General features: G+C 44.5%; 22 protein-coding genes. 9 read left to right on the top strand and 13 right to left on the bottom strand.

Annotation, left to right across the window (positions count from 1 at the left end; all coding sequences use genetic code 11):
* Positions 1-234 precede the first annotated feature (234 nt).
* The 3 genes from QUB10_RS34280 to QUB10_RS19040 all read right to left on the bottom strand — a co-directional run bounded on the left by QUB10_RS34280 (position 235) and on the right by QUB10_RS19040 (position 2748).
* Positions 235-525: a 7-cyano-7-deazaguanine synthase gene (locus tag QUB10_RS34280; RefSeq protein ID WP_445300784.1), complete on the bottom strand. Its 291-nt coding sequence runs from the start codon at positions 523-525 to the stop codon at positions 235-237.
* A gap of 85 nt (positions 526-610) precedes the next feature.
* The gene (locus QUB10_RS19035; RefSeq protein ID WP_333204552.1) at positions 611-2386 is read right to left on the bottom strand and encodes an ATP-binding protein; all 1776 of its coding nucleotides are present in this window, start codon (positions 2384-2386) and stop codon (positions 611-613) included.
* A 236-nt stretch (positions 2387-2622) separates the two neighbouring features.
* A complete protein-coding gene (locus QUB10_RS19040; RefSeq protein ID WP_333204554.1) occupies positions 2623-2748 on the bottom strand; it encodes a hypothetical protein in 126 nt (41 codons plus the stop codon).
* Between the two features lie 197 nt (positions 2749-2945).
* On the opposite strand from QUB10_RS19040, the gene QUB10_RS19045 reads away from it, so the two are divergent.
* A complete protein-coding gene (locus QUB10_RS19045; protein ID WP_333204556.1) occupies positions 2946-3869 on the top strand; it encodes a radical SAM protein in 924 nt (307 codons plus the stop codon).
* A complete protein-coding gene (locus QUB10_RS19050; RefSeq protein WP_333204558.1) occupies positions 3862-5175 on the top strand; it encodes a photosystem II assembly protein in 1314 nt (437 codons plus the stop codon). Before QUB10_RS19045 ends, QUB10_RS19050 begins: the two co-directional genes overlap by 8 nt.
* 113 nt (positions 5176-5288) lie before the next feature.
* On the opposite strand, the gene QUB10_RS19055 is transcribed toward QUB10_RS19050, so the two are convergent.
* Together QUB10_RS19055 and fmdA are read right to left on the bottom strand one after the other, a co-directional pair.
* Positions 5289-5552 carry a zinc ribbon domain-containing protein gene (locus QUB10_RS19055; protein WP_333204560.1) on the bottom strand — a complete coding sequence of 88 codons (264 nt, stop codon included), beginning with the start codon at positions 5550-5552 and terminating at the stop codon, positions 5289-5291.
* Between the two features lie 287 nt (positions 5553-5839).
* Positions 5840-7015, bottom strand: coding sequence for a formamidase (fmdA, locus tag QUB10_RS19060; protein WP_333204561.1), 1176 nt, complete (start codon positions 7013-7015; stop codon positions 5840-5842).
* A gap of 203 nt (positions 7016-7218) precedes the next feature.
* On the opposite strand from fmdA, the gene QUB10_RS19065 reads away from it, so the two are divergent.
* The 5 genes from QUB10_RS19065 to ureC all read left to right on the top strand — a co-directional run bounded on the left by QUB10_RS19065 (position 7219) and on the right by ureC (position 12348).
* Complete coding sequence (locus QUB10_RS19065; RefSeq protein ID WP_333204564.1) at positions 7219-8094, top strand: urease accessory protein UreD; 876 nt, start codon at positions 7219-7221, stop codon at positions 8092-8094.
* Positions 8095-8257: 163 nt separating this feature from the next.
* Positions 8258-8560, top strand: a complete 303-nt coding sequence (ureA, locus tag QUB10_RS19070; protein ID WP_015179363.1) for an urease subunit gamma — start codon at positions 8258-8260, stop codon at positions 8558-8560.
* Between the two features lie 34 nt (positions 8561-8594).
* Positions 8595-8912 carry an urease subunit beta gene (locus QUB10_RS19075; RefSeq protein ID WP_333204566.1) on the top strand — a complete coding sequence of 106 codons (318 nt, stop codon included), beginning with the start codon at positions 8595-8597 and terminating at the stop codon, positions 8910-8912.
* A gap of 338 nt (positions 8913-9250) precedes the next feature.
* Positions 9251-10378 carry a glycosyltransferase family 61 protein gene (locus QUB10_RS19080; protein WP_333204568.1) on the top strand — a complete coding sequence of 376 codons (1128 nt, stop codon included), beginning with the start codon at positions 9251-9253 and terminating at the stop codon, positions 10376-10378.
* A gap of 179 nt (positions 10379-10557) precedes the next feature.
* Entirely contained in the window at positions 10558-12348 is a 1791-nt protein-coding gene (gene ureC, locus QUB10_RS19085; protein ID WP_333204570.1) for an urease subunit alpha, read from the top strand.
* A gap of 887 nt (positions 12349-13235) precedes the next feature.
* Here the strand turns inward: ureC and crn3 are convergent.
* From crn3 to QUB10_RS19125, 8 genes are all read right to left on the bottom strand, one after another.
* Positions 13236-13568 carry a CRISPR-associated ring nuclease Crn3/Csx3 gene (gene crn3 / locus QUB10_RS19090; RefSeq protein ID WP_333083735.1) on the bottom strand — a complete coding sequence of 111 codons (333 nt, stop codon included), beginning with the start codon at positions 13566-13568 and terminating at the stop codon, positions 13236-13238.
* A gap of 180 nt (positions 13569-13748) precedes the next feature.
* The gene (locus QUB10_RS19095; RefSeq protein ID WP_333204572.1) at positions 13749-14678 is read right to left on the bottom strand and encodes a DUF192 domain-containing protein; all 930 of its coding nucleotides are present in this window, start codon (positions 14676-14678) and stop codon (positions 13749-13751) included.
* Positions 14679-14697: 19 nt separating this feature from the next.
* Positions 14698-16524: an NAD+ synthase gene (locus QUB10_RS19100; protein ID WP_333204574.1), complete on the bottom strand. Its 1827-nt coding sequence runs from the start codon at positions 16522-16524 to the stop codon at positions 14698-14700.
* 87 nt (positions 16525-16611) lie between these two features.
* A complete protein-coding gene (locus tag QUB10_RS19105; protein ID WP_333105335.1) occupies positions 16612-16905 on the bottom strand; it encodes an isochorismate lyase in 294 nt (97 codons plus the stop codon).
* A gap of 70 nt (positions 16906-16975) precedes the next feature.
* Entirely contained in the window at positions 16976-17725 is a 750-nt protein-coding gene (locus QUB10_RS19110; RefSeq protein WP_333204576.1) for an NrtR DNA-binding winged helix domain-containing protein, read from the bottom strand.
* Positions 17686-18285 carry a nicotinate-nucleotide adenylyltransferase gene (locus QUB10_RS19115; RefSeq protein WP_333204578.1) on the bottom strand — a complete coding sequence of 200 codons (600 nt, stop codon included), beginning with the start codon at positions 18283-18285 and terminating at the stop codon, positions 17686-17688. Before QUB10_RS19115 ends, QUB10_RS19110 begins: the two co-directional genes overlap by 40 nt.
* A 146-nt stretch (positions 18286-18431) precedes the next feature.
* Positions 18432-19835, bottom strand: a complete 1404-nt coding sequence (locus QUB10_RS19120; RefSeq protein ID WP_333204580.1) for a nicotinate phosphoribosyltransferase — start codon at positions 19833-19835, stop codon at positions 18432-18434.
* Between the two features lie 210 nt (positions 19836-20045).
* Positions 20046-20207 (bottom strand): hypothetical protein, encoded by a 162-nt coding sequence (locus QUB10_RS19125; protein WP_333204582.1) that lies wholly within the window; start codon positions 20205-20207, stop codon positions 20046-20048.
* A 126-nt stretch (positions 20208-20333) separates the two neighbouring features.
* On the opposite strand from QUB10_RS19125, the gene QUB10_RS19130 reads away from it, so the two are divergent.
* Together QUB10_RS19130 and QUB10_RS19135 are read left to right on the top strand one after the other, a co-directional pair.
* The gene (locus QUB10_RS19130) at positions 20334-20483 is read left to right on the top strand and encodes an isochorismate synthase (RefSeq protein WP_333056328.1); all 150 of its coding nucleotides are present in this window, start codon (positions 20334-20336) and stop codon (positions 20481-20483) included.
* A 768-nt stretch (positions 20484-21251) separates the two neighbouring features.
* Positions 21252-23039 (top strand): NHLP bacteriocin system secretion protein, encoded by a 1788-nt coding sequence (locus QUB10_RS19135; RefSeq protein WP_333204584.1) that lies wholly within the window; start codon positions 21252-21254, stop codon positions 23037-23039.
* The last annotated feature ends 141 nt before the right edge of the window (positions 23040-23180 follow it).

Raw genomic sequence — 23180 nt, forward strand, 5'->3', positions numbered from 1 at the left:
CGTCCCGCCCGTCCTTTTTGGACGGGCGGGACGCCCATCCCACTTTCAAGAGTGGAAGTTATTTAATTCTCATTCCTCACAGGAATTGCCAACGCCGTCAGCAACTTTACCGCCGCCGTAACAAAACCAAGTTTTTTTGCAAGGCACTCCCCCATTATTGCCTAATTTAATGATTTATGTCTTTTTTAGCTCAATCAGAGGTATTAAAATAGAGAGTGCATCGCGTTCTCTCCCCTATTTTGCCCCTAGCCGAAATACTTCTTGCATGGCTTGAATATAATGGGGGCGACAGTCCCGATAGCCGGAATAATCTAAAGTGTTGACGCTAATGTAAACGCCATCGGCGTTGAGAGTTTCGGCCCCAGCGATGCCAAAACTTAGAAAAATTGTATTGCGATCGATAACGTAGGTGATGGGCAGACTTTCGGACATTCGATCAAGGGTGCGATCGCGCTTAAGCGTCTGGCTATCCTGCAACCGCTTTGAAGGGAGCGATCGCCTCAACGGAGCTCTGATGGGGTACAATCCCGTATCACCAGCACGCCTCAAGAGGACTTTGATAGTCTAATTTTTGCACGTCCAAACAAAAACGAAGTCGCGCCGCGTAATATTACGCAGCAACTGGCAAAGTAATCACAAATTCCGTGCCCTGTCCTATTTGAGAATTCACCTCAATTTTGCCGTGATGCTTGGCAAGGATTTGATAGGAAATAGCCAATCCTAATCCAGTACCTTTGCCGATCGACTTTGTAGTAAAAAATGGATCAAATATCTGTTGGGTACTGGTGGCGGCAATTCCCGGCCCGTTATCCCGAATCTTGACGGTGACAGTATTGTCGGCCGTAATTTCCGTGCTCACCCAAATAGTTGGCGAATAGCCTTTGTCTTCCTTTTTCACCTCCTCCAGCGCATCTATTGCATTACTAATAATATTCATAAATACTTGATTCAGTTGCGCGGGATAGCACTCAAGCGCAGGCAAATTGCCGTATTGTTTAATAACTTGAATACCTTGTTTTAGTCGGTGATTGAGAATGACGAGGGTGCTATCAATTCCTTCGTGAATGTCGGCAGATTTCATTTTTCCGTCGTCCGATCGCGAAAAATTCCGCATGGATACGACAATTTCGCGAATGCGATCGGCTCCCATTTTCATCGAACAGAGGGTTTTTGGCAAATCTTCTCTGAGAAATTCGAGTTCAATGTCTTCGATGCGCTCTAGAATGGCATCTGGTGGGTTGGGATAATATTCTTGATAGAGAGTTACCAAACCTGCCAAATCTTCGATGTATTGGTTGGCATAGTCAATGTTGCCCCCGATGAAGTTGACAGGATTGTTAATTTCGTGGGCTATCCCTGCCACCATTTGACCGAGAGATGACATTTTTTCGGTTTGAATTAATTGGGATTGAGTTTCTTTGAGTTCTTTGGTATACTCGCTAACTCGCTGAATCAATTGATTGAAAGAGACAGCTAAAACTCCGATTTCGTCGTCGGTTGTGACTGGTACTTGCAGGTTAAAATTCGATTCGCGAGTGACTTGCTGAGCAAAATTAGTAACGGTTTCGAGGGGTTGGGCGATCGCGCGGCTGGTTTTGTCGGCTAGCGCGGCGGCGATGAGTGCTGAAATTAGCATACTCCCCAGAATAATTCGGTTTCGCAAATTTTCAGCTTCTTCTAATGCTTGGGTTCCTTGCTGTTTGTGAATTTCTACTGTAGAAATTAGCTCGGTTAAACTTTGAGCAAGCTTATCTAGTACGATCGCCTCTTGACCGCTGCTAGTCCTCAACATTTGTAGCTGTGCGGATTCGAGGCTGTTGGGCTGCAAATTCCAAACTTCCGCTTCTTTTAACTGCAATTTAATTAGCTGACCGTAGTAATCAATGACGAGGGCAGATTTCTTCAAGAAAGCCTGCAATGTGGCCTCTTCTGTTGCTAGTCTATCGGGATTTTCTCGTGCGAAAGATTCAATTTCTGAAATCAGGATTTTCGCCTGATTGATTTGCCCAACAAAGCGATCGTGTTCGTATTTCAGCGCCACAGTGTTTCCCAAAACAACTGGCAATCTCGCCGCGTGCGATCGGGCTTCAAATACGGTATTTTGCAAATTTTGTAGCATTTGCTGCTGCTGCCCAGCAACATTCACCTCAACTAAAGCTTGCTTGCGAAAGTAGTCTCCCAATCTCATTCCCGCACCAGTTCCCACAATCGCTATGCCGATAGCTAAAGCATAGCCATAGCTAATTTTTTGACCGATCCGCAAATGGTTGCATTCTGCCTTTAGCCCAGTTAGATTAATAGTTGAAGTCGGTAACAATTTTTTTTGAGCATAGTTCTCATGCTCTACTTTGCTATTTTTGGACTGACTGTGGTTAAATAATAACATTGGAAGTTCCTCCCAAAGAAATCAGGAGTAATTGAGCGAAGAAAAGCAGAAAGCACTAATGCTGAAGGCGGAAAGCAGTTTTGACTGTTTAATTTTGAATTTGGAAATCTTTAGCTCAAAACTTAACTCTTCCCCTATTATCTCGGTTTTTATACTAAAGTGTTTGTGATCTCTATCAACAATCTCTGTGATTATACCCAAATTTACCAACTTTATGGTAACAACGATTAGTATTTTTAGTCAGTTGGAACACAAGCCCCAACTACCGGCTCTCCCCGTTTTTCTTTTTCTGCCAGTTCTAGGTTTAATTCCAGCACTTTTGCTAAAATATCGTCGCTGTCAATAAATCCGTAAGCTTGCATTACTTGTCGATCGAGCTTAGCATGAAGTTTATAAAGTTGACTTGTTGGCTCATTAAAAAAATGTTATAAAGTAGAGTAATCCTCCACTGTTTTGCTGACATTTGTTGAGTGCGGTACAGTGAAGTAGTAAGCTCGAAGCGCGATCGCCTTTCTAATTTTTAAACCTTTTCTATTCTAATACTGTAGCAGGTTAAATAATGGTAAAGTATCAGTCTAAAAAATATTCCCTCGGTGAAAAACACATTTTAGCAGTCCGGGAGAATTTCGGAAGTGCCAAAGTGTATGGACAAAATGCACAGTCAGTGCTTAACAAAGCTACTGGATTTATCAATGCTTACGATTTTACGCTAAATCCCTACCGCGGTTGTCAGTATGGATGCAGCTATTGTTATGCTGCTGCTTTTAGCCCTAATTCAGAGATGCGGCAGGATTGGGGAAATTGGGTAATCATTAAGCAAAATGCAGCGGAAATTCTAAATAAAGAGTTGCAAAGATGGTACAAAAAACAACCCGATCGCTCACCTAGCATTTACATGAGTAGTGTCACTGATCCATATCAGCCCATTGAATCTAAAGAACAACTAACTAGGCACTTGTTAGAAGTGATGATTCCCTATCAACCGACATTAGTTATCCAAACTCGCAGTCCTATGATAACTAGAGATATCGATATTTTACAGCAATTTCAGCGATTGCGAGTTAACATGAGCATTCCCACTGGTAGCGAAAAAGTGAGGAAAGATTTTGAACCAAAATCGCCTAGTATTCCTGCGAGACTCAAAGCGATTGAAAAACTGAGATACAGCTTTCCTTACCGAGAAAATTGCGAAGTCAGATTTTCTATAACTGTGACGCCACTCCTCCCTACCTTACCGGAAGATGAAGCTAATTTTATTAGCAAGCTGGAAGTTGTAGATCGGGTGGTGATTCAGGATTTTCATGCCAGCAACGCGCGATCGCTAATTGCGTCAACTCGCGAGGAAGCATTAGCTCTTAAACACAAGTACGCTTGGTGGTACAATAGCGAACAACATAGTTATCGCAAGTTTAAAAATAAATTAATTGCGATGCTTCCGGGAGTTGAGATTATGGAAGGTAAAGAGGGATTTGGCTATGAGTAATCCGCTAGTCAATTGGTGGCATTCCCATAAGTTTAACGAAGCCGTTAAGAGTCAAAATAATCGAGTTGCCCAACAACTATTAAAACAAATAGAAAATTCCGGGGCAAAACTCTCATGGCAGCAGAAGCTATTTAAAGAGCGCCTACAGCTTGAGAAGTTATTGCATCAAAAAAATGATCGCATCAAAGAAGCCGATCGCCATTTAGAAGAATTAGAAATGCAACTAAGCTTCGGGCAACTTGACGATTCGCTGGGGCGGATTGATGAATTAACCTTGTTTCCCGACACAAAGTTCATTGAACATATTTCACAATCCTTCAACTTGATAGAATGCGATGCAAGTATGATTCAATGCACTGGCATTGATGACAAAGTATTTAATAATTTTGAAAAACATCTGGCTGGCTTCATCAAGAACGAGCTTAATAACTTGAGTCGTGAAAAAAATAATGTTGATTATTTACTTCAGCAAGCTATTGACGATATTCAAAAGCTGAAAGAAGGACAAGATCCTCAATACAACTTTGAACTCAGTCCTCACATCTATTTAATCAGGTATTTCCTCGATAACGTCTATTGTACATATCTAGCTTGGTTCCTGATTTACAAGGCTGGATTATTACCAACTAAAGTTAATATCCTTGATATAGCGGCGGGGCCGGGTACTGTTGCTTACGGACTCGGTTTGTTGCTGCAAAGCAGTAGCAACTTTTTTTCAATGCCACCAATGCACATATCCTACTACTCTCTGGAACAGCAAAAAGCTTTTCAATATCGCGGACTCCAGTTTTGGCGGCAGTACATGGAACCCCAGGCAATGAATGCTTACTTTCGGTTTGACACTTCTAGTATCTTTGATACGGAAAATCAATCTAAAAGACTGCCGAAAAACTTCTTTGATTTTATAGTGATTTCTCACTGTTTTTTTAAGGATGAGGAGAGAAGAGAAAAATCCCTTCAGATTTACAAGGATATATTTACAAACAGCTTGAATGATTCGGGTTACGCTTTGCTAATTATTCAAGAAAAGAAGTTGCTGATACCATACAATCTTCATCGAGTTGATGATTGCCAACAGGAGCTAAGTGTAGTAAGACAATTTGTTGATGAACTGGGCTTAAACTTAGTTTGGTATAAATATTTAAGTTCAACCGGTAGCAGGACATCCCATCCTAACTTTGGAAAGTTTGCTAGAGAAAAATTGTCAGTTCAGAAATTTATAAGTCCACTTTTTCGCCAGCACTTTAAGTTACCTTATGACTTAAATTATTCAGTTGATGACTATGTTATTTTAGCAAAAAAATAAGTACAAAATAGTTAAAAATTGGTGACAGAGTTTTTGACCTTTTTTGCTGCTTTTTTAGACGAATGCGAGCTGCGAGGCAGGGGTTCAAACCCCTGCCTGACTGTCGGACTGGATCAGTGACCGATCATCCAAGGCCGTCCCCCTCGGTGTTCGCGATTCCGCTGCGGTTTAGGTTCCTCAGAACGCTTAACTACCTCCGGTTCCCGATTTTCTTGACCTTTCAACCGCAGCTTTCCAGTTAGAATCATCGGCGGCGAAAAGATGCGTTTAGCAACAGTTTCGCAATTCGGGCAAAGCACCGGTGTATCTGCTTCTGCAAGAGGGCGCCACTTATCAAAAATGCCGCAAGTTTCACACTTAAAATCGTAAAGAGGCATATCAATTTTTGAGGGTAAATTTGGATGCAATGACTAGGGCGGGCCACACATTGTGTCAATTTAAGAATGAAACTCTATGTATATCTCGCTTGTATGAGAGTCTCGATCCCCCTAAATCCCCCTTAATAAGGGGAGTAGGGGTTGACTTTGAGAATATTTCTTGTCCCACCCCCTACTCCCCTTTTTAAGGGGGGTTAGGGGGGATCGGAAGGATTATGAACTCAGCCAGCAGACTGATACTACTTTGTTAATTTGACACCAATGACTGGCCCGGCCCGCCCTACTAATCAAGACGGCAGAATATCCATCTGGAAAATTTCTGTCGGTAAAGCAATAGTGCAGCAAGCATTGGGAATATCCACAATGCCACTGATGCGACCTTCAACAGGAGCACAGCTTAACAGTAAATACGCTTGTTCTCCGGTAAAACCAAACTTTTTCAAATATTCGATCGCATTCAAACAAGCTCGGCGATAAGCAACGTGGGCATCCATATAATACTGCTGACCCGTAAATTCATCAACAGAAATCCCTTCAAAAACCAGGTACTCAGAATAGCGGGGTTCCACCGGCCCGGGTTTGAAAATCGGGTTGACCATCGCGTATTTATCCATGCCACCTTTGATAATATCAACGTGGAGGTCGATGTACCCCGACATTTCAATTGCCCCGCAGAATGAAATCTCCCCATCTCCTTGAGAAAAGTGAATATCTCCCATCGAAAGTTTCGCACCTTCGACATAAACCGGGAAATAAATTCTCGAACCCCGCGACAAGTTTTTAATATCGCAATTGCCGCCGTGTTCGCGGGGAGGAACTGTGCGCGCCGCTTCTGCCGCAACTCGCTCGAACTCTGCCCCTTGCAGCGACCCCAAAACTGCATTCTTGGCGTTCGGCAGCGCTGCTAAAGGCGGCACTCTGTCGGGATTTGTTGCTACTAATTCCGCTTCCCGTTTGTTCCATTTATTCAACAATTCCTGAGAAGGAGCGCAGCCGATTAAACCAGGATGAGTAATCCCAGCAAACCTGACTTTTGGTATGTGTCTGGAAGCGGTATAAATTCCCTGAAAATCCCAAATTGCTTTAGCAGCAGTCGGAAAATGTTCGGTCAAGAAACCGCCACCGTTTTCTTTAGCAAAAATTCCCGTAAAACCCCATTCGTCTCCTTGCAAAGCCCCGATATCGAGGATATCGACTACTAAAATATCCCCCGGCTGCGCGCCGTTAACGTAAATTGGCCCGCTCAAAACGTGAACTACTGTTAAGTCTACATCGCGAATGTCGTCGGGATTGTCGTCATTTTTAATTTGTCCGTCTGTCCAGTCTTTGCACTCGATGCGAAATACATCGCCGGGATTGACGGAAACTACTGCTGGAATATCTGGATGCCAGCGATTGTGACCGACTAATTCCTGTTCGGACATCGGTTTGGTCAAATCAACTTTGAAGAGAACTTGAGGCATATTCTGCACTCCTCTAGTTACTGATTTTTACATGGTACCCGCATCTTCGCCGATCTGATGGTTGATAAATGTAAATTATTATACTAATAAGTGCAGAAACCAAAAATATTTCCGATAACGATTATCATTATTTAACTAATTGCAGGGAAGCGCCACAGTCGTGGTATGTTTTTGATCGGGAATGTTTTTAAATTAAAAAATTAGTGACTGAAAATTTGACCAAACAACATATAGATCAAGTTGAAAATGGATGGCACGGCTACCTGGATTTAGTCTACGCTAACCGCAGCGGTGCAACTCAAATCATTCACAATCAAATGCAAGCGCCCCTCAAGGTGCAGCGCCCGTTTTATCCCGAAGGGAAAGACGTTTGTCACAGCGTCATCTTGCACACGGCTGGGGGAGTTGTCGGGGGCGATCGACTTTCCAGCCATTTTCACCTCCAACCCAACGCCAAAGCCTTGATTACCACGGCAGCCGCTGGTAAAATCTATCGTAGCAGCGGACTAGAATCACAACAAAATATTGACATTCAGCTAGATACCGGTGCTAATTTAGAATGGCTGCCCCAAGAAACAATAGTTTTTGACGGCGCAATATATCGGCAAAATTTGCGGGTAGAATTAGCACCAACAGCGAGGATTTTACTGTGGGAAATTACCAGATTTGGACGCAGTGCTAGGGGCGAAAAGTTCTTGTCTGGAGAATGGCGATCGCACACCGAAATCTGGCAAGAAAACACCCCTTTATGGATTGACAGACAATTGCTCAAAGGTGGAGAAAAAATGCTCGAAAGTCCTCACGGACTCGCAGGAAAACCCGTAGTCGCCACCCTCGCTTGGGTAGGCGAACCCGTCACCACAGAGTTCGTGGAAAAAGTGCGAGATTTGCCATCTGAGGCAACAATTTATCCTGGTAATTCCACCGTCGGCGTGACTCGTATTCCTAACGGTTTGCTGTGCCGATATCGGGGTTCATCCACAACCGCAGCGAGAGACTGGTTTGTCAGCATTTGGCACTTGCTGCGCTTATCTTTTTCAGAACGCCCTTGCTGTTTGCCCAGAGTTTGGATAAAATAGGATGATATTTGAGTTTCAATGTATAATTGCCCTCCTAACGAGATTATTCATCTCTCTCTTCTGGAGACTCAGCGCCCTCTGCGCCCTTTGCGGTTTAATCATTCAGAAACAACCGTAAACGATATCATAACCCAATAATGCGATCGCACTTACAAGAATAAAAATGCAACTCACCCCCCAAGAAAAAGACAAACTGCTGATTTTCACCGCCGCCCTAGTAGCAGAGCGCCGGAAACAAAGAGGTTTAAAATTAAACTACCCAGAAGCACTAGCCTACATTTCCGCAGCCATTTTAGAAGGAGCCAGAGACGGCCTCACCGTCGCCGATTTAATGAGTTATGGAACAACTCTCCTGACGCGGGAAGATGTGATGGAAGGTATACCAGAAATGGTGCATGAAGTTCAGGTTGAGGCGACTTTTCCCGATGGAACTAAACTCGTTACAGTGCACGATCCGATCCGTTAAAAAAATCAACCACAGACACTCATAGGAGGAAAAGATGATTCCAGGAGAAATGATTGTTTCAGCAGGCGAAATAGAATTAAATGCCGATCGCCAAACGGTGCGGTTGCTGGTAGGAAATTCGGGAGATAGACCCATTCAAATCGGTTCACACTATCACTTTTATGAGGCAAACGAAGCCTTAGAATTTAATCGAGAACAAGCAAAAGGAATGCGGTTGGATATCCCCGCAGGTACAGCAGTCAGGTTTGAACCCGGAGATGAAAGGGAAGTTCAATTAGTGCCGTTTGTTGGTAGTCGTCAAGTCTACGGTTTTAATGGAAAAGTGAACGGTCATCTGGATGCTGAAGTATGAAGCCAGAAGGTAGTTCACGATTGTTGAGTTGGGAATTTGAAACTTTTTAACTTAAAAGTCCAAGCACTTTCAAAAAAGAATGCAACTGTAAGCTCTCTCCACACTATGATAGTGATCGCTCATCCCAATCCCAAATCGAAAATCGAAAATTGTATCACTTCCAGCCCTAGGCATGGAGAGTGATAAAGTAAGCTCAAAACTTTTTCTCTGCCTTCTGTATAACTGCCTTCTGGCTTTTTTTTGTTAGTTCAATCTCCTACTTTTGAGCTAGTTACAATCTGCCGTTTGCGGTATACCGTGGTTGTTAAAACTGCAAAGATATACAGCACAAGCGCGTGATGAACCCAAAATTAGTTGACCAGATCAAACAAACCTTGAAGCAGAGCTTGCTTGCCACATCAAGGCGTGTCTGGAGAACCCCGTTAGATCGGCGCACCAGCATCAAATTGTTAGATGACAGCATCGTTTATAAAAAGCAGCATGAACCCATCAATATACCCGCATTAACCTCGGTAAATAAAGTGCCTTCTCGGTTTTTTGCAACGGAAAAAACCGTGTCTTTTGACCCAGATTATGTTTGGAAGATTTCCCGGAATCAAAAAATAAATTCTCTAACTATTTGTACGTCTGGCAACACGCTGCTGAATAACAAGTTGCTTTTAGACTTGGATTTTCGGATTAGCGGAGCGGGCATTCTGGAATGGCCTTACAAACCTAACCAAATTACCTATCCGTTGGTAGTTGCTCCTTGGTCGCATTTGTGGTGCAGTTATTATGATTATATCATTTTTGTGCTGGCTAAACTTTGTCGAATTGAGGAGGCTTTTGGTAAGGAAATTTGGCAAGAAGCCAAAATTTGTTATCCTTTACGACATACAGATTTTGAGTTGGGCTTTATGACAAAACTCGGTATTCCTGAAAGTTCACTAATCGACACTAGGGCTAGAGATACGGGATATCATGCAGAAAGTGTGGTGGTGGGAAACAATCAAGACTGGTATTTTCCCAGTCCTTACGATATAGAGCTTTTGCGGAAAAAATTCTGTCTTAAGGAAAAGGTAAAGCCTTATAGAAAACTTTATCTGTCTAGAAGCGGCAGGCGTCAGGTTAAAAATGAATTACAAGTGCGAGAGGTTTTGAAAGAATTTGATTTTGAAATTTTGGAAGATATCTCGCGCCCTGTTGATGAACAAATTCGTCTGTTTGCAGAAGCGGCGGTGGTTGTCGGCCCTCACGGGGCTGGTTTTACAAATTTGCTGTGGTGTCAGCCGGGAACGAAAGTATTGGAATTCTTTTATGGAGGGTACACTCCGCCATATTTCTATTACATTTGCCAGCTATTGGGATTAGAATACTCCCGTATGGTTGATGACCACAATGTAGCGGAAGATTGGAGTTTCATTGGCATGGATATGACGGTGGATGTGGAGATTTTGAAAAGGGAAATCCAGAAAAAGCTGGAGTAAATTTGCCCGTTCATAGCATTTTCGATTTTCGCTTGGCAAGAATTGATGCCGATCGGGGTTTTAAAGCGTGCCTAATGTTGTATTTTTTTTTACTGTTGCAGATTGAGGAACTCGTCACATACTATAATTCAAGTGGGTCTCAACTGCTAACTAAAAATTTATTAATATTGGGAGCGAGCATGAGTTACAGAATGGAGCGCCGCGCTTACGCGGAAACCTTCGGGCCGACTGTGGGCGATCGCGTCCGGTTAGCCGATACAGAATTATTCATAGAAGTTGAAAAAGACTTTACAACCTACGGAGATGAAGTTAAATTTGGCGGTGGCAAAGTCATTCGGGACGGCATGGGACAGTCGCCTATTTCTAATGCAGACGGCGCTGTTGACACGGTAATTACTAATGCTTTAATATTAGACTGGTGGGGAATTGTTAAAGCAGATGTTGGCATTAAAGACGGCAAAATTTACAAAATTGGTAAAGCCGGAAATCCTTATATTCAAGATAGGGTAGATATTATTATCGGGCCTGGTACTGAAGTAATTGCCGGTGAAGGAATGATTCTCACGGCTGGGGGAATTGACACTCACATTCACTTTATTTGTCCGCAACAAATAGAAGTGGCGATCGCCTCTGGAATCACGACAATGATCGGCGGCGGCACTGGCCCCGCAACGGGTACAAACGCCACAACCTGCACTCCGGGGCCTTGGCATATGTACCGAATGCTGCAAGCTGCTGACGCTTTCCCCGTAAATCTAGGGTTTTTAGGTAAAGGAAATAGCAGTCAACCTCAAGGATTAATTGAACAAATCTTTGCCGGTGCAATGGGTTTGAAACTCCACGAAGATTGGGGAACTACACCAGCAACGATCGACACTTGTTTGAGTGTAGCTGACGAGTACGACGTGCAAGTTGCAATTCACACCGACACTCTCAATGAAGCGGGATTTGTGGAAGCTACAATTGCCGCATTTAAAAATCGCGCTATTCACACTTACCATACCGAAGGTGCTGGCGGCGGACACGCACCGGATATTATTAAAGTGTGCGGACAAGCTAATGTTTTGCCCTCGTCAACTAACCCGACTCGCCCTTACACTGTCAATACTTTAGAAGAACATTTAGATATGTTGATGGTTTGCCACCATTTGGATCGAGGCATTCCTGAAGATGTGGCTTTTGCTGAATCGAGAATTAGAAGGGAAACTATTGCTGCTGAGGATATTTTGCACGATTTAGGTGCGTTTAGTATGATTTCTTCTGATTCTCAGGCGATGGGAAGAGTTGGGGAGGTGATTATTCGGACTTGGCAAACTGCACATAAAATGAAAGTGCAAAGGGGGAATTTGAACGGGCAAGATGCCCGTTCCACAGGTGATTTATACGGGCAAGATGCCCGTTCCACAGGTGATTTATACGGGCAAGATGCCCGTTCCACAGGGGGAGAAAATGACAATTTTAGGGTGAAGCGGTACATTGCGAAATATACAATTAATCCGGCAATTACTCACGGAATTAGTCAGTATGTCGGTTCCGTGGAAGAGGGGAAATTGGCGGATTTGTGTTTGTGGCGGCCGGCTTTTTTTGGGGTGAAACCGGAACTGGTAATTAAAGGAGGGGCGATCGCCTACGGGCAGATGGGAGATGCTAACGCCAGCATTCCGACGCCGCAACCGGTGCATATGCGGCCGATGTTTGGCAGTTTTGGCGGGGCGATTGGGGCGACTTGTCTGACGTTTGTTTCCCAAGCTGCGCGCGATCGAGATATTGCCGCACAGCTCGGTTTGCAAAAGCCCACTGTAGCAGTTTCTGGCACGCGACAAATTAGTAAAAGAGATATGAAACTCAACGATTATTTGCCACAAATGGAAGTCGATCCAGAAACTTATGAAGTTAGGGCGGATGGGGAATTGTTAACTTGCGAACCGGCAACAGTTTTGCCAATGGCCCAGCGGTACTTTTTGTTTTAACTGATATTTTGCACCATTTTCAGCAACAGGCTTTTCGGCCTGTTCCACAACATATAAATTTTCTTGTGGAACAGGCATTTTGCGTCAGCAACAGGCTTTTCGGCCTGTTCCACAACATATAAATTTTCTTGTGGAACAGGCCGAAAAGCCTGTTCAGAAAAAGCTAATTGACAATGGTGCAATCTCTCAGTTTTAACCGATTATACAATCATGTAGGGGCGGGTTTTACCAACAATATTTGCCCAAAACCGACAATCTCAAAAACCCGCCCCCACCCAATGGCAAATCCTCATCTTACTTCATTCGGGATTTGATTTCCTGTTAGAAAAATTGAGCGATCGCACTATCAAACCCTGACACAAAAACCAAAAATAAAGTGCAATATTAATCCCGCTCAATAGCTTCGGTAAGCTGTCGCGCATTTAAATTGTATATTCAGGGCGGGCGGGACGCCCAACCCCTAATCCCCACAAGACTTTGATTTTTGGCGTTGCTGATTTACGGTATGAAAGACTAAATATGCCAGTCATAGAAACCAGTATCGACAAAGCTTGAGAATTTTCAACTTTTTTTTCATAAGCGGTTACGCATTTAAAGGAGGATAAGCTGTTGTGCATTTAAATTGTATATTTCGAGTCCCCATCAAAAATCGTCAAATCCTCTCCCCCTCTCCTCTTCTCCCCCTCTCCCTCTCTAATACCATAGGCAATCTAGATGCAACACAGCTTAGTAGGGTGCCCAGCGTAAATAAGCGTTTCCCATGTATAGTCTGTGTTCGCTTCTGACGCACCTTACCTGGATCGTTAATGGTTTAAATGCTCCACAGCTTACCCTGATTAAGCAACACCTTATTTTTTATTTATTATCACCTCAAACTCAGGAGAGTCTTAATCGCTTGGTAAACTCAATTTTAATACCTGTCCAACTGATACCTCGTGCTTGTGCGTCGCTACTACCACCGCACCTTCTAATCGCGGATCGTAACATCCAACCCAAGCCGCCGGATGACATTCGTGCACTAAATACCCGTACAGCCAAATTGCTCCTCTACCTTCAATGACAATTCCTTGGCTTAATTGAACGTCTTGAGGAAGTTTCAAACCTTGTAAATCATCGGGTGTGATGATACCGTCTTGAGTGGTAATTCGCAAGCGCAAATGTTGGTAAGCTAAACCGTCTTGAGTTTGATGGGGGATTATTTTTAATTCAATAGGATTCATAGGATTCATAGGATGCAAAAATGTTGAAGGACGCGATAAAATCATATCATGTCCGGTAGTATGGGCGGGGGCGGGTTTATTATATTGTAGATTATGGGCAATTATTGTTGGTGAACCCGCCCCTACAAAATTTAATATCATACAAGTCCGAATCAAACAGACATGATATCATCTACCTTTTTAGGGTAAATTGGGAATCCGATCGCCAACTTTGAGTCCCAATTGGGCCGCCCTTCCGCCTCTGAGTTCAATAACTCCGTCAACGGGAACATCCGGGCCGTAGTTGGGGCAGGTTTCGCTCAAACACGGCGGTACGTTAGGAATTATCGCCTGCACGACGCCTTCCCGCAGAAAAACCATATCGAGTTCAATCAACACGTTTTTCATCCAAAAACGCACGTTTCGCGCGGGTTCGATGGGGAAAAGCATTCCCCTGTCGTCTGGCAATTCTGTGCGAAACATTAAACCTGTGGCTTGTTCTTGGGGAGTTTGCGCCACTTCCAGTCCGATCGCGCGATCGGCTATAATCGTGTTAACAGAAATTGGCAAAAGCTGACCCATATCTATCCCGCCAAACAGCGACATAAAGTTGGATTCAGTCAGATTAGAATTTCCCGAGACAACTCCTAAATAATTACCAGAATTTTTATCTTTCATAATAGTTTGGTTGTCGGAAACTGAAAGCTCTAAATCGCTAAAATTCATGCCTTCGGTCAAGACAATTTGATCATTGCCGTTGCCAAAATCTGTAATTATATCGGCTTCTGTAATAGTAGATGCGGCGGCGGTTTTTTCCATCACAAATAAATCATCCCCCGCGCCTCCTGTTAAGATATCCCCGCCTTCGCCACCTATTAGCAAATCGTTACCCCGATCGCCAAAAATCCAATCTTCACCTTGTCCTCCATAGATTGTATCGCTTCCTTGACCACCCGACAGCGTATCAGCGCCTTCATTTCCGGCTAGCGAATCATTTTCCCGATCGCCAAAAATTCGGTCATTTCCCCCCAAACCTTGAATAGTATCATTACCCGCAAATCCTCTCATCGTATCGTTGCTGAGAGTTCCCGCGAGAAAATCGAAGCCGAAAGTACCGTCGATGTTAACCATTTTGCGTTTAATGATGCGTTTAATAGAAGGAAGATTTGGCGATCGGCATCCGCCAACCGGTACCAAAAGCTCGATCGCTAATTTTCAAACCAGGGGCTGCTTGCCGCCGTTTAAACTCCGCTTGCCTCACTAATTTTACTACACGTTTAACCACCGCTTCATCGTGTCCTGCAGCGACAATTTGTTGAACCGATTCGTGATGTTCGATCAACCGCTGCAAGATGTCATCCAAAACATCGTAATCCGGCAAAGAATCTTGGTCAACTTGCCCCGGTTTCAGTTCAGCACTCGGGGCTTTATTAATAATATTAACCGGAATAATTTCCTTGTCCAGGGGCGGGCACGGGGGCACCGCCCCTACATATCCGCCAGAATTCAGCCACCTACAAAGCGAATAAACACGAGTTTTCGGCACATCAGAAATCACCGCCAATCCCCCATTCATATCGCCGTAGAGAGTGCAGTAACCCACCGCCATTTCCGACTTATTCCCAGTCGAAAGCAGCAAATGTCCGAACTTATTAGAAATTGCCATCAACAGATTGCCTCGAATCCGCGATTGAATATTTTCCTCAGCAATTCCGAAAGTTGTATTGACAAACAAATTGGCGAGAGTGCGATCGTAAGTTTCCATCAAATCCTCGATCGGCAACATTTCGATCGCAATGCCAAGATTTCGGGCTAATTCCAAAGCATCATTAACCGAATGATCCGAACTATAAGGAGAAGGCATCAACACCCCTAGAACATTTTCGGGCCCGATCGCGCAACTGGCGATCGCAGCCACCAAAGCCGAATCTATTCCGCCACTCAAACCGAGTACAACCTTAGAAAAACCGCACTTGCGAACATAATCTCGCACTCCCAAAACCAAAGCCGCCCAAATTTCGGCATCTCCTTCTGCCGGATGAAAACTCAAATCAGTTGTGGAACGGGCATCTTGCCCGTTCCCGCCGCTGCCAACGCCACTGCCGATCGAACCTAGTTTTTGTCGTCCTTCACCTAATCCCAAATCAGTTGTGGAACGGGCATCTTGCCCGTTCCCGCTGGCAACTAAATCTTGTTTAGCTGCGTCATATTCCAGCACCGCAAAATCCGTTTCAAAAGAAGCTAATAGCTGAATTAAATCACCCTTTCGATTTACAGCAAAACTGCTGCCATCAAAAATAATATCGTCATTTCCCCCTATCTGATTAGCGTAAATAATCGGTATCCCGCAGCGGATGACGCTGTGCTGCAACATACCCGATCGCACTCCCCGCTTCCCCGCAGAATAAGGCGATGCCGACAAATTCACCACTAAATCTACACCCAATTTTGCCAAATCGGAAACCGGATCGCCCGCGTAACTGCGTTTACCCCAAAACTCCTCATTGTTCCACAAGTCTTCACAAATTGTTACGCCGATTTTGACTTCGCCAATAGAAAAGTAATTGCTGTTTTCTCCCGGTTCAAAATATCTATCTTCATCAAATACATCATAAGTAGGCAACAAGCGTTTATGAAAAACTTGTTTGACCACGCCATTTTGCAACAAAACAGCGCTATTAAACAAGGATTTTCCGCCGAGTTTAACAGCATTAGCATTAGGTAAGGCAGTGCCGACTATGACTGCCAACTCCGGCGGCAAAGCTTGCGCTAGTTGCAGCAACTGTGCACCTGCATCTGCAATGAAACTCGGATTGATTAACAAATCGCGCGGCGGATAACCGATCAGGGAAAGTTCCGGTGTTAGCAATAAGTTTGCGCCCTCAACCTCAGCTTTTTTCGCAGCCTCCAGAATTAGGTTGGAGTTGCCAAAGATATCACCAATAGTAGGGTTGAGTTGTGCGATCGCAATTTTCATCTCACCAAATCACCTAATAAATATTGCTAACAGTCCGCCCGCGCGGACTCACTTTCCTATAGTCCTAGATTTGAATGTAGCGAAAGATTACTTGGATTTGTAATGTTTCAACTCTTCCTCAATATAATAATTTACCAAATCCCGGTAAATATTTTCAACCACATCAGGATTCAAACCCGATTCTTGAGCCCACTCGCGCCGCTGCTGTAACATATCGTGAAAGCGATCGAACGATTTAACGCTAGCTTCACTCGTTTTGAACCTTGCGGCAGCGATGACGTATTGAAATCTCTTGCTCAAAGCCTCGATCACTTCTCGATCGATAATATCAATTTCCTCCCGAACTTCGTGAATATTAGCGCATTCATCAGGGTCTTTCATCGTCTGCACTCCTTAATAGCTTCTATTCTAATGTTACTAAATTGATCCCAGAATGTCATCCAAGTAACAGCTAGATAAACACCAGTGGCTTATTTTTGAAAGGAGCAAAAGCGGCCGCATCAAAGCGGTACAAACTAGCAGGGCGGCCAGCCCCCCGCGAAACCTTAACACCGGTATCGCACAAAAAACCCAATTTTAACAATCGAGATCTAAAATTAGAATAATCAGAAAAAGTTTCCCCCAAAATAGTTGTATAAAGCTGATACAAATCGCTCAAAGTAAAAACATCCGGCAAAACTTCAAAAGCTACCGGACTGTATTCAAGTTTGTTACGCAATCGCCGGTATCCGTATTCGAGAATTTGATTGTGATCGAAGGCCAGCTTAGGAACTTGTTGCACGGGATACCAAGCAATGCCGCCGACGCGGTGGCCCACACCCGCCACTACACTCCCAGCAATTAACTCAGCTTCCTCAAAGCGAACCAAAGCAAAATAACTCACCGAAAGATAGCGATCGCCCCTGGTAATTTCCCGAGGATCGCGCCCCGGTTCTCCGAAAGTATACAATTGCTCCAGATACAAATTTTTTACCCGAATTTTCTCAGACAAAATTCGGTAAGCCGCATTTTCAAGAGACTCACCCTGACGCACCAAAGTACCGGGAAGACTCCAAGAATCGATAAACGGTTCGTCTTGCCGCATTACCAACAGCACCAACAAGCGGTTCTGCACGGTATCGACGGAAAAAATAACATTATCTACTCCTACTTTAAAGTCAGCTAATGAGCAACCTTCGCCCTTTTTCGTGCCTCGTGCCATGCGTACAAATGCTCCCTATTGATGTAATCTTCGATGGTCGGAGTCAGGGCTTGGGTGTCTCCTGTTTCCCGATAGAAGGTAGAAGAAACATTGGGACCATTCAAAGATGCGATCGCCACGTCTGCACCCATGCGCCTCAACTGCCACAAATCTAATTGTTCTGACGGATAACCCGGTCGCGGTACTATCAGCAAGTCCACTTGTTTTAACAATTGTTCAAATTTGTACCAGCGAGACAGTTGCCCCACCAAGTCAGAACCGATTACCAGCGTCAAATCTGCATCCGGCCACAGCAATCTTGCTTGTTCCACAGTTTCCACAGTCCTCGGACTGCTGAGTTCTGGATGCAAGCAAAGATTGTGTCTGGGCGAATTAATTTCTTGAATCATTAACAGCAGCATTGCCGATCGGTGTTCTAGAGAAGTTTGGTGCGACTTAAAAGGATTGTCCGACGCCCAAACTGCTACCCAATCAAAATGTTGGGAAAGCCAACTCAGAATTGTTTTGTGTCCCGCTGTGGGTGGATCGGCACTTGTTCCAAAAAGAGCAATCTTCTGCATAGGGAATCGGTAATTGTTAACTGTTGACTGTTAACTGTTGACTGTTGACTGTTGACTGTTGACTGTTGACTGTTGATTGTTGACTACTGACTAATGACTAATGACTAATGACTACTGACTACTGACTAATGACTAATGACTACTGACTAATGGCTCTTTTTCGTTTTTTGGGTGAGACTCTGCAAATCTGTAGAAATTTCCACCTGCGGCGAAATCGGGTTGTCAAGTTGGCGAGTTTCGGGGCGCAGACTGGCGACAGAAGCAGCAGTTCGTTTGGCGATATCGTCCAAACTTTCCGGCTTCTGCACTCGTGTGCCGTCCTTTACAACCAACTCCATTAATGGTAAGTAAGAATCGCAATTCTTAATATTTTCTCCCGACAATCCCAAACAATCTGTGAGAATTTGCCCATTTTCAATATGTCTAAAAATTTGCTTTCTTCCTGGATATGTTACCTTGCCGCTTGCCTCTTTCATCACCGGAATTCCGTCAATTTCCACCAACTTATAAACACCGTTCACAGGGGAACCGCTGACCAACTTCGTTCCTAAACCGTAACCGTCAATGCAAGCACCGCTACTTTTTAATTTAGCAATTTCTCGATCGTCCAAATCGCCACTAGCAAAAATTGGAACGCCCGGAAGGATCGATCGAACTTCCCGAGACAGCACCGCCAAATCGCCCGAATCCAGCCGCACGCCTTCCAACTGCATTTCACCGCTGTTGACTCGATCGGCCAACATCCGCGCCGCCGCCACAGTATCATAAGTATCGATCAGCAGCGGCGCCCCCGGAAAATAGCGGTGAAAAGCTGCAAACGCCTGATTCTCACTGCCTTCGAGGGCCGCCACAGCCATTACCAAAGCATGGGCGATCGTACCTACAGGTTTGCGGCCCAACTTCAAAGCAGCCAAAACATTAGAAGTTCCGTCGAACCCCGCAGCCAGAGCCGCCCTAGCCGCCCAAACAGCAGCTTGAGGCCCAAAAGCCCTGCGCGTCCCGAATTCCAGCAACTTAGCCTCCGGGCCCGCCACATCCCGCAGCCGCGCTGCCCGCGTCGCAATCAAAGTTTGATAATTTATGGCATTCAATAAATAAGTTTCCACCAACTGAGCCTGCCACAGAGGAGCCTCAATTCGCAGCAGAGGCTCGTTGGCAAACACCGCCGTCCCCTCCGGCACCGCCCAAACATCGCCAGTAAAACGGGCTGTGGCGAGTAAAGTCCAAAATCGCTCTCCTGCGCCAGCAAAAATCCCAGTGGACTGCAAAGCCTCAATTTGCGCCGGCGAAAACCGAAATTTTTCCAAATAATCGATAACTTGCGCCAAACCCATCGCGATCGCGTAGCCAAAACCTTCTGGCAGCCTGCGCGCGAACAACTCAAAACTCGCGGCCCGCCCGTCGAGCCCTTCCCCGACGTAACAAGCGGCCATCGTTAGCTGGTAGAGATCGGTCAAAAGGCTGTAATCTGCTGAAGAAACCGTCAGTTCCCGGTCTTCTAAGATTTCGTCAAAACCTGTGAGCTGCAGGCTTTCTGTGGTAGTTTTCATAAAAAAACCCCGGACAAACTTCTTTTTCTTAATTATAGTGACAAACACCATATCTTTTTGTAAATATTTGATGAAGATTGCAGATATTTGTCGGATAAATTCGCTGCTTATGCCCTTTAATAGCGGATTGAGGTTAATTTGTAGATTAATATTATGGTAAAGTCCATATAAATACTGAATTTAACAAACTCAGGAATTAAGCACAAACACTCAAGCGTGCCTGGTTTTTTGCGAAAATATTTCCTTGCAGCCTTTGAATAGAGTTAGAGAACGCGGTTTCTGAGCGTCGGAGGGCGATCGCGACTGCTTGAGTTGAGCAAGGAAAAATCTACCACCAAAAGGTCGATCGTCCAAAAATGCGTAATTTCTCAAACCTTCAGCTTGCTTTATTGTTGCAGACCAATAAGTAATTCAAATAAATATTGCTAAACTCATCCACAGCCAAAAAATCAGAGTAATATTAAAAGTATCAGAACTCAGACAAGAGAGGCAGATTCTATGAATCTTTCTAAATCTTTGGCAAACGCGATGCGTTACGTTTCGGAAGCAGCGGTGCGGATTTTTAGCCCCAGCGATGACAACTATCCCAATAGTGGAGTTCAACCTTTTGAGGGTAAGCTTTCCAAAAGTGCTAAATCCAAAGAATGAACAGCCATTCCCGCCGTTTCTAGCGAGTTCGGCACAGGCATTCAGTTTAACAGTCAACGGTTAACAATTAACTGTTGACTGTTAACTTTTGACTGTTATGTTAATAGTAATGGTAGGGTTTCCCTTCCTTCTACCCCACCTACCATTACCAATTACATTGAACTTCCACAATTGACAAAAGGCATATTCAGTGTAGAGTAAGCTTTTGAAATAAAGATTTTTGGCCGCGGTTTACTGCGTATAAATTAGAGAAACCCCAAGCAAAACTAGAACCTTTTGTTGCACTGGGGTTGGTTCACTAATTTTATCAAAAATCAAACTATATAGCAATCCTTGCAGGTGTCGTAAATGTTTTACCGACCTCATTGAACAAATCGCAGCACATTTTAAGTTGCTACTTCGATACTTTAGAGTAATTCTACCCATTGACAAAAGTGTTTTTAGCTTAACTGGTGACCAATGTGTAGGCCCTGGCTGCGGGCGATACCTAGCCGAAAGTTCGGGTCATTCCCCGGTCTGAAGACTGGCTGTAAGCTGGTCTTTTTGTTAGCTGAAAACTCTACTGTTAGTTAGGTCTTACGAGGGTTAATTGTCGTAAAGTGATGTTACAGGCAAGCTGCAAACAGGAGTGAGAACATTCAAGTAATTGCACGGAAGCTTTGAACGTTTGTTGGGAAATTGTTTGTGCCTCAATTGACTTGCAAGGAATTTCCCCTTCAAATACACCCCTGCTTACAGCCGCGATCGCACTCTCGAAAGGAATAGCTGATGCAGGTAAAACAAAACAAACTTTTCACTACCGAAGCGATCGATCGCTTATCTTCACCGGAACGCCTCGACGAAATGATGCAGGTGGTTAGTCCTCGATCGTGGCTGCCACTAACTGCAATTGGCTGTTTAGTTGCTGCTGCGGGGGTTTGGAGTGCGATCGGGCGAATTCCGCTGACTGTTTCCGGTCAAGGCGTATTGCTTCTGCCCCGCCGCGTCGTGCAATTTCAAGCTGCTAGTTCCGGTCAATTGGTAAAGCTAAATATCAAGCCGGGAGATGTTGTTAAACGGGGTCAAGAAATCGGCAGAATTAATAAACTCGACCTCCAGCAGCAGCTAGAACAAGAAAAAGCCAAATTAGCCCAACTGCAAGGACAAAAGCAAGATACTAATAAGCTGCAAAAACAGCAGATTGCCCTGGAATTAAAAACCCTCCAACAGCAGCAAAAAGACCTTCAAGAAAGCTTGAATAGAGAGTCAGTTGCACCGATATTGCACCAGCAAAGTATGGCGGCATTAGAGCAAAAACGTCAAAGTTTGGAAGAAAGTTTGCGTCGCGAACAAATTGCGCCGGTACTGCGGCAGCAAACTCTGACAGCCTTAGCAGAAAAACGCCAAAGTTTGGAAGAAAGTTTGCGGCGAGAAAAAGTTGCGCCGATATTACGGCAGCAAACTCTGGCCGCGATCGCCAAAAAACGCGACAGTCTTTTGCAGCGAAAACAGCACATCGCTTCTTTGGTGGAAACTTTGCAGCAGCGGTTTGAAACTCGCCGCGTTCTTTACGAACAAGAGAGGGCGATCAGCGAGGATGTAATGCTGCAAGCGAGACAGGAATTCGCGGACTCTCAGATGCAACTGGCGGATATTGAAACGCAGTTAAAGGAACTCGACGTTCAGAAAACCAATAGCGATCGCGAATTCCTGCAAAATCTCAATAAAATTGACGACATCAAAAACAGCCGGCAGCAACTCAAGGTAGAAGCTACCAATACCGAACGGGAGTACCTGCAAAATCTCAACCGCCTTAACGAAATTAAAAACAATCTCCAAGAACTTAAAGTTCAGAAAAGTAACACCGAACGGGAGTACCTGCAAAACCTGAATAAAATTGACGAAATCAAAACTAAGATTAAAGACATGGAAACCCAAGCGGTCAAACTAGCTCAACAAGATTTAGAGAAGTCGATCGCCCAAACAAATCAAATTCAGGAAGTTAAACGCAAGATTGCCCACTTGCAGAATCAGTTAGCTACCGAAAGCAAAGTTACCAGCCAATACGACGGCCGCGTTTTGGAAGTTAGCGCCGTTGCCGGCCAAATGCTGAACATCGGTACAAGAATCGGGACGGTTGAAGCTAAAAATTCTCGCGAAAAAATGGTCAGTCTTGTGTATTTTGCTGACAGAGACGGCAAGCAAATTAAACCGGGAATGACCGTGCAAGTTACCCCTAGCGTCGTCAAGCGGGAACGCTACGGCGGCATTGTCGGCAAAGTAACCCAAGTTTCTCCTTTTCCGGTTACTAATCAAGATATGTCGGCAATTATCGGCAATGAAAATTTGGCTGACAGCATCGCAAAAAACATAGCTGGTGGCGGTGCTCCCGTGCAAATATTTGTGGAATTGCAACAAGATCCGAACACTATCAGCGGTTACAAATGGTCTTCATCGAACGGGCCTCCTCTCAAGATTTCCCCCGGTACTACGGCGCTAGTTCGGGTTCAAATCGGGCAGTTAGCGCCGATTTCTTACGTGATTCCTATTTTTCGTTCTTTGACTGGCGTTTACTAACCGTTATTAGTCAGTTTTTTTTCTTCCCCAGGGATAGATAATTGCTGACAAGAAATACGTTACACCGACCGTTTCTCTTGTTTATATCGAAGTCTAGATCCCCCCTAACCCCCCTTAAGAAGGGGGGGACAAGAGCAGTCA

This window comes from Microcoleus sp. B5-D4, from assembly GCF_036705145.1.
Classification (GTDB): Bacteria; Cyanobacteriota; Cyanobacteriia; order Cyanobacteriales; family Microcoleaceae; genus Microcoleus.

What these genes read in the sequence shown, in the direction of transcription:
- QUB10_RS19035 (WP_333204552.1), bottom strand. Translation starts at nt 2,386, where the DNA reads ATGTTATTATTTAACCACAGTCAGTCCAAAAATAGCAAAGTAGAGCAT.
- QUB10_RS19040 (WP_333204554.1), bottom strand. Translation starts at nt 2,748, where the DNA reads ATGCAAGCTTACGGATTTATTGACAGCGACGATATTTTAGCAAAAGTG.
- QUB10_RS19045 (WP_333204556.1), top strand. Translation starts at nt 2,946, where the DNA reads ATGGTAAAGTATCAGTCTAAAAAATATTCCCTCGGTGAAAAACACATT.
- QUB10_RS19050 (WP_333204558.1), top strand. Translation starts at nt 3,862, where the DNA reads ATGAGTAATCCGCTAGTCAATTGGTGGCATTCCCATAAGTTTAACGAA.
- QUB10_RS19055 (WP_333204560.1), bottom strand. Translation starts at nt 5,552, where the DNA reads ATGCCTCTTTACGATTTTAAGTGTGAAACTTGCGGCATTTTTGATAAG.
- fmdA (WP_333204561.1), bottom strand. Translation starts at nt 7,015, where the DNA reads ATGCCTCAAGTTCTCTTCAAAGTTGATTTGACCAAACCGATGTCCGAA.
- ureA (WP_015179363.1), top strand. Translation starts at nt 8,258, where the DNA reads ATGCAACTCACCCCCCAAGAAAAAGACAAACTGCTGATTTTCACCGCC.
- QUB10_RS19075 (WP_333204566.1), top strand. Translation starts at nt 8,595, where the DNA reads ATGATTCCAGGAGAAATGATTGTTTCAGCAGGCGAAATAGAATTAAAT.
- QUB10_RS19080 (WP_333204568.1), top strand. Translation starts at nt 9,251, where the DNA reads ATGAACCCAAAATTAGTTGACCAGATCAAACAAACCTTGAAGCAGAGC.
- ureC (WP_333204570.1), top strand. Translation starts at nt 10,558, where the DNA reads ATGAGTTACAGAATGGAGCGCCGCGCTTACGCGGAAACCTTCGGGCCG.
- crn3 (WP_333083735.1), bottom strand. Translation starts at nt 13,568, where the DNA reads ATGAATCCTATTGAATTAAAAATAATCCCCCATCAAACTCAAGACGGT.
- QUB10_RS19095 (WP_333204572.1), bottom strand. Translation starts at nt 14,678, where the DNA reads ATGGTTAACATCGACGGTACTTTCGGCTTCGATTTTCTCGCGGGAACT.
- QUB10_RS19100 (WP_333204574.1), bottom strand. Translation starts at nt 16,524, where the DNA reads ATGAAAATTGCGATCGCACAACTCAACCCTACTATTGGTGATATCTTT.
- QUB10_RS19105 (WP_333105335.1), bottom strand. Translation starts at nt 16,905, where the DNA reads ATGAAAGACCCTGATGAATGCGCTAATATTCACGAAGTTCGGGAGGAA.
- QUB10_RS19110 (WP_333204576.1), bottom strand. Translation starts at nt 17,725, where the DNA reads ATGGCACGAGGCACGAAAAAGGGCGAAGGTTGCTCATTAGCTGACTTT.
- QUB10_RS19115 (WP_333204578.1), bottom strand. Translation starts at nt 18,285, where the DNA reads ATGCAGAAGATTGCTCTTTTTGGAACAAGTGCCGATCCACCCACAGCG.
- QUB10_RS19120 (WP_333204580.1), bottom strand. Translation starts at nt 19,835, where the DNA reads ATGAAAACTACCACAGAAAGCCTGCAGCTCACAGGTTTTGACGAAATC.
- QUB10_RS19130 (WP_333056328.1), top strand. Translation starts at nt 20,334, where the DNA reads ATGAATCTTTCTAAATCTTTGGCAAACGCGATGCGTTACGTTTCGGAA.
- QUB10_RS19135 (WP_333204584.1), top strand. Translation starts at nt 21,252, where the DNA reads ATGCAGGTAAAACAAAACAAACTTTTCACTACCGAAGCGATCGATCGC.